This window comes from Gaetbulibacter sp. M240, from assembly GCF_043876815.1.
Classification (GTDB): domain Bacteria; phylum Bacteroidota; class Bacteroidia; order Flavobacteriales; family Flavobacteriaceae; genus Gaetbulibacter_A.
In genome coordinates this window covers 1-5,623 of sequence record NZ_JBAWKA010000008.1, presented here as the reverse complement: position 1 = coordinate 5,623, position 5,623 = coordinate 1, and the positions used below count along the sequence as shown (strand labels likewise).

The following is a 5,623-nucleotide window of genomic DNA, read 5'->3' as shown; positions in this document are numbered from 1 at the left end:
AAAAAAAATCCCGATTCTGTAAAGAATCGGGATTCAAGAAAGGCAACGACCTACTCTCCCACAAATGTAGTACCATCGGCGCTAATGGGCTTAACTTCTCTGTTCGGAATGGTAAGAGGTGAGCCCCATCGCTATAACCACCTTAAGTCTTTGTCCCGCGTTTTAGCGGGAACTAATATCTTAACATATTGAAAAAAGGACACTTAAGTGCCATTATACATAAAATCTAATAATTCATTTTGTACTTATTAAAAAAACAGGCGTACAATAAGCCTATGGGTTATTAGTACTACTCGGCTGTGACATTACTGCCTTTACACCTATAGCCTATCAACGTGGTCATCTTCCACGACCCTTTAAAGAAATCTCATCTTGTGGTGGGTTTCGCGCTTATATGCTTTCAGCGCTTATCCCTTCCAAACGTAGCTACTCTGCAATGCCGCTGGCGCGACAACAGATACACCAGAGGTTTGTCCAACTCGGTCCTCTCGTACTAGAGTCAGATCCACTCAAATTTCTAACGCCCACTGTAGATAGAGACCGAACTGTCTCACGACGTTCTGAACCCAGCTCGCGTGCCACTTTAATGGGCGAACAGCCCAACCCTTGGGACCTTCTCCAGCCCCAGGATGTGACGAGCCGACATCGAGGTGCCAAACCCCCCCGTCGATGTGAGCTCTTGGGGGAGATCAGCCTGTTATCCCCGGCGTACCTTTTATCCTTTGAGCGATGGCCCTTCCATGCGGAACCACCGGATCACTATGCTCTACTTTCGTACCTGATCGACTTGTAGGTCTCTCAGTCAAGCTTCCTTATGCCATTGCACTCTACGCACGGTTACCAAGCGTGCTGAGGAAACCTTTAGAAGCCTCCGTTACTCTTTTGGAGGCGACCACCCCAGTCAAACTACCCACCAAGCACTGTCTCACGCTGTAGCGTGATTAGACTCTAGACAAGCAAAGGGTGGTATTTCAACAATGACTCCACAACGCCTAGCGACGCCACTTCAAAGTCTCCCACCTATCCTACACATTACTTATCCAAAACCAATACTAAGCTATAGTAAAGGTGCACGGGGTCTTTTCGTCCCACAGCGGGTAATCGGCATCTTCACCGATACTACAATTTCACCGAGCTCATGGCTGAGACAGTGTCCAGATCGTTGCACCATTCGTGCAGGTCGGAACTTACCCGACAAGGAATTTCGCTACCTTAGGACCGTTATAGTTACGGCCGCCGTTTACTGGGGCTTCATTTGAATGCTTCGCTAAAAGCTAACATCTCCACTTAACCTTCCAGCACCGGGCAGGTGTCAGGCCATATACATCATCTTTCGATTTAGCATAGCCCTGTGTTTTTGATAAACAGTCGCCTGGACCTTTTCACTGCGGCCCCCCCGGAGGGGGGCGACTCTTCTCCCGAAGTTACGAGTCTATTTTGCCTAGTTCCTTAGCCATGAATCTCTCGAGCTCCTTAGAATTCTCATCCCAACTACCTGTGTCGGTTTAGGGTACGGGCTGCTTCACTCGCTTTTCTTGGAAGTCGATCCTCTGGATTATCACCTTGTCCGAAGACTCAGTGTACTATCGCGGTATTACTACTCGCTTCAACGTGCATTTCCGTCAGCACGCACCAAATTTTCGCCTCCGTCACTTTTAACGTGAGCAGGTACAGGAATATTAACCTGTTGTCCATCCACTACCCCTTTCGGGTTCGTGTTAGGTCCCGACTAACCCTCAGCTGATTAGCATAGCTGAGGAAACCTTAGTCTTTCGGAGTGCGGGTTTCTCGCCCGCATTATCGTTACTTATGCCTACATTTTCTTTTGTAGCTTCTCCAGAAAACCTCGCAGTTCTCCTTCAACGACACTACAATGCTCCCCTACCCAGTAATAAATTACTGCCATAGCTTCGGTAGTATGTTTATGCCCGATTATTATCCATGCCGGATCGCTCGACTAGTGAGCTGTTACGCACTCTTTAAATGAATGGCTGCTTCCAAGCCAACATCCTAGCTGTCAAAGCAATCCAACCGCGTTTTTTCAACTTAACATACATTTGGGGACCTTAGCTGATGGTCTGGGTTCTTTCCCTCTCGGACATGGACCTTAGCACCCATGCCCTCACTGCTGATAAACATTTTATAGCATTCGGAGTTTGTCTGGAATTGGTAGGCGGTGAAGCCCCCGCATCCAATCAGTAGCTCTACCTCTATAAAACTATAATCAACGCTGCACCTAAATGCATTTCGGGGAGTACGAGCTATTTCCGAGTTTGATTGGCCTTTCACCCCTACCCACAGGTCATCCGAAGACTTTTCAACGTCAACCGGTTCGGTCCTCCACTGTATGTTACTACAGCTTCAACCTGCCCATGGGTAGATCACACGGTTTCGCGTCTACCACTACTAACTAAAGCGCCCTATTCAGACTCGCTTTCGCTACGGATCCGTACCTTAAGTACTTAACCTTGCTAGCAACGGTAACTCGTAGGCTCATTATGCAAAAGGCACGCCGTCACCCCCTAAAGGGCTCCGACCGCTTGTAAGCGTATGGTTTCAGGTTCTATTTCACTCCCTTATTCAGGGTTCTTTTCACCTTTCCCTCACGGTACTAGTTCACTATCGGTCTCTCAGGAGTATTTAGCCTTAGCGGATGGTCCCGCCAAATTCATACAGGGTTTCACGTGCCCCGCACTACTCAGGATACCACTATGATTAACGTTCTTTACTTGTACGGGACTATCACCCTCTTCGGTCACTCTTTCCAAAGTGTTCTAATTCATTACGCAATCAATGTCGTGGTCCTACAACCCCGGTATTGCCGTAACAATACCGGTTTGGGCTAATCCGCGTTCGCTCGCCACTACTAACGGAATCACTTTTGTTTTCTTCTCCTCTGGGTACTTAGATGTTTCAGTTCTCCAGGTTCGCCTCCTTGCGGATAACATGTCTTCAACATGCTGGGTTGCCCCATTCGGATATCTGCGGATCAATTCGTGTGTGCCGATCCCCGCAGCTTTTCGCAGCTTATCACGTCCTTCTTCGCCTCTGAGAGCCTAGGCATTCCCCATACGCCCTTATTTAGCTTATTGTACTTTTTGCTTTTTTAATGAGTTATTCAATATAAATATTGAATAGTGATTAATCAGTCGTCGCTCGCGTGACGCCCAATTAATCTGAATTATTATTCTAAAATTAAACTTGCTTTAAGTCTAATCTTAAATTTCATGTATCTTTTTTCAATATGTCAATGAACGTTTTCAAAATTGTAATTTCTCGGAGTGCTCTTACGAGCCAACCTCAAAATCCCATTTTGAAAAACCTTTAAAGATTTCTCCCTCATTCCAAAACAATCAAGCAAGCTTGTTGTTTTTTCAATCAGTCAAAATCACCTTTTAAAGGTTTTATCTGTGGAGAATATCGGAGTCGAACCGATGACCTCCTGCGTGCAAGGCAGGCGCTCTAGCCAGCTGAGCTAATCCCCCATGGTCAATGAAATTTCAAAAATCTATCTTTCCAAATCCCATATTATAAGTAAGGGTTTCCCAACTTCTAAAATTTCCTTTCAATATGTAATGAACAACTCTAATTTTAATTAGCCTATCAAACAACTTTGCTTAACAGTTTAATTAACCTTAGATCGTAGTCTCAGGCAGACTCGAACTGCCGACCTCTACATTATCAGTGTAGCGCTCTAACCAGCTGAGCTATGAGACTGTATTAGTCCTTCAGTTTCAGTTTTCAATACCCTATAAAGGATAATGAGCACCGTTCTCTGGTGACTTTTTTATTTATAAATTAACAGCTTAAGAGAATAAACAATTCATTATAATTGAACGTTTATGATACTTACTCGTCGTCTTTCTCTAGAAAGGAGGTGTTCCAGCCGCACCTTCCGGTACGGCTACCTTGTTACGACTTAGCCCTAGTTACCGATTTTACCCTAGGCCGCTCCTTGCGGTGACGGACTTCAGGCACTCCCAGCTTCCATGGCTTGACGGGCGGTGTGTACAAGGCCCGGGAACGTATTCACCGCATCATGGCTGATATGCGATTACTAGCGATTCCAGCTTCACGGAGTCGAGTTGCAGACTCCGATCCGAACTGTGATAGGGTTTATAGATTCGCTCCTGGTCGCCCAGTGGCTGCTCTCTGTCCCTACCATTGTAGCACGTGTGTAGCCCAGGACGTAAGGGCCGTGATGATTTGACGTCATCCCCACCTTCCTCACAGTTTGCACTGGCAGTCTGGCTAGAGTTCCCGACATGACTCGCTGGCAACTAACCACAGGGGTTGCGCTCGTTATAGGACTTAACCTGACACCTCACGGCACGAGCTGACGACAACCATGCAGCACCTTGTAAGTAGTCCGAAGAAAGGGATATCTCTACCCCATGCAACTTACATTTAAGCCCTGGTAAGGTTCCTCGCGTATCATCGAATTAAACCACATGCTCCACCGCTTGTGCGGGCCCCCGTCAATTCCTTTGAGTTTCATTCTTGCGAACGTACTCCCCAGGTGGGATACTTATCACTTTCGCTTAGCCACTCAGACCGAAGTCCGAACAGCTAGTATCCATCGTTTACGGCGTGGACTACCGGGGTATCTAATCCCGTTCGCTCCCCACGCTTTCGTCCATCAGTGTCAATATATTATTAGTAATCTGCCTTCGCAATTGGTATTCTATGTAATATCTATGCATTTCACCGCTACACTACATATTCTAACTACTTCATAATAATTCAAGATAACCAGTTTCAAAGGCAATTCTACGGTTGAGCCGCAGACTTTCACCTCTGACTTAATTATCCACCTACGGACCCTTTAAACCCAATGATTCCGGATAACGCTTGGATCCTCCGTATTACCGCGGCTGCTGGCACGGAGTTAGCCGATCCTTATTCTTACGGTACCGTCAAAGCTCTACACGTAGAGCCGTTTCTTCCCGTATAAAAGCAGTTTACAACCCATAGGGCAGTCTTCCTGCACGCGGCATGGCTGGATCAGAGTTGCCTCCATTGTCCAATATTCCTCACTGCTGCCTCCCGTAGGAGTCTGGTCCGTGTCTCAGTACCAGTGTGGGGGATCCCCCTCTCAGGGCCCCTACCTATCGATGCCATGGTGTGCCGTTACCACACCATCTAGCTAATAGGACGCATGCTCATCTTATACCGTAACCTTTAATGTTTTCCCCATGCGAGGTAAACATACTATGAAGTGTTAATCCAAATTTCTCTGGGCTATCCTCCAGTATAAGGTAGATTGCATACGCGTTACGCACCCGTGCGCCGGTCGTCGGCGGTGCAAGCACCCCGTTACCCCTCGACTTGCATGTGTTAGGCCTGCCGCTAGCGTTCATCCTGAGCCAGGATCAAACTCTTCATCGTTAAATCTTAAATAATTTTAACAACTTATAAGAATCTTTTCAAATACTCAAAATGGTCTATTCTCTTGTTTTGTCTGATGCCGTTTCCAACACCAAACTTACGCTGTCAATTCAATATGTTTATGAACTTTTCTATCTTTACTAAAATCGTTTCCTCTTTTAGCGGGTGCAAATATAAAACCCTTTTTAATTCCTCACAATACTTTTACAATAATTTTTGAAAAAAAGTTTTTAAC

2 tRNA genes and 3 rRNA genes are annotated in these 5,623 nt (G+C 46.2%); all 5 read right to left on the bottom strand.

Annotation, left to right across the window (positions count from 1 at the left end):
- Positions 1-37: 37 nt before the first annotated feature.
- Positions 38-145: ribosomal RNA gene (gene rrf, locus V8G61_RS15170) — 5S ribosomal RNA — on the bottom strand.
- Positions 146-263: 118 nt separating this feature from the next.
- Positions 264-3,092 (bottom strand): 23S ribosomal RNA (locus tag V8G61_RS15165).
- Positions 3,093-3,411: 319 nt separating this feature from the next.
- Positions 3,412-3,485: transfer RNA gene (locus V8G61_RS15160), tRNA-Ala, on the bottom strand.
- 158 nt (positions 3,486-3,643) lie between these two features.
- Positions 3,644-3,717: transfer RNA gene (locus tag V8G61_RS15155), tRNA-Ile, on the bottom strand.
- Positions 3,718-3,870: 153 nt separating this feature from the next.
- Positions 3,871-5,388 (bottom strand): 16S ribosomal RNA (locus tag V8G61_RS15150).
- Together the 16S, 23S and 5S rRNA genes with 2 tRNA genes alongside form the textbook arrangement of a ribosomal RNA operon.
- Positions 5,389-5,623 lie beyond the last annotated feature (235 nt).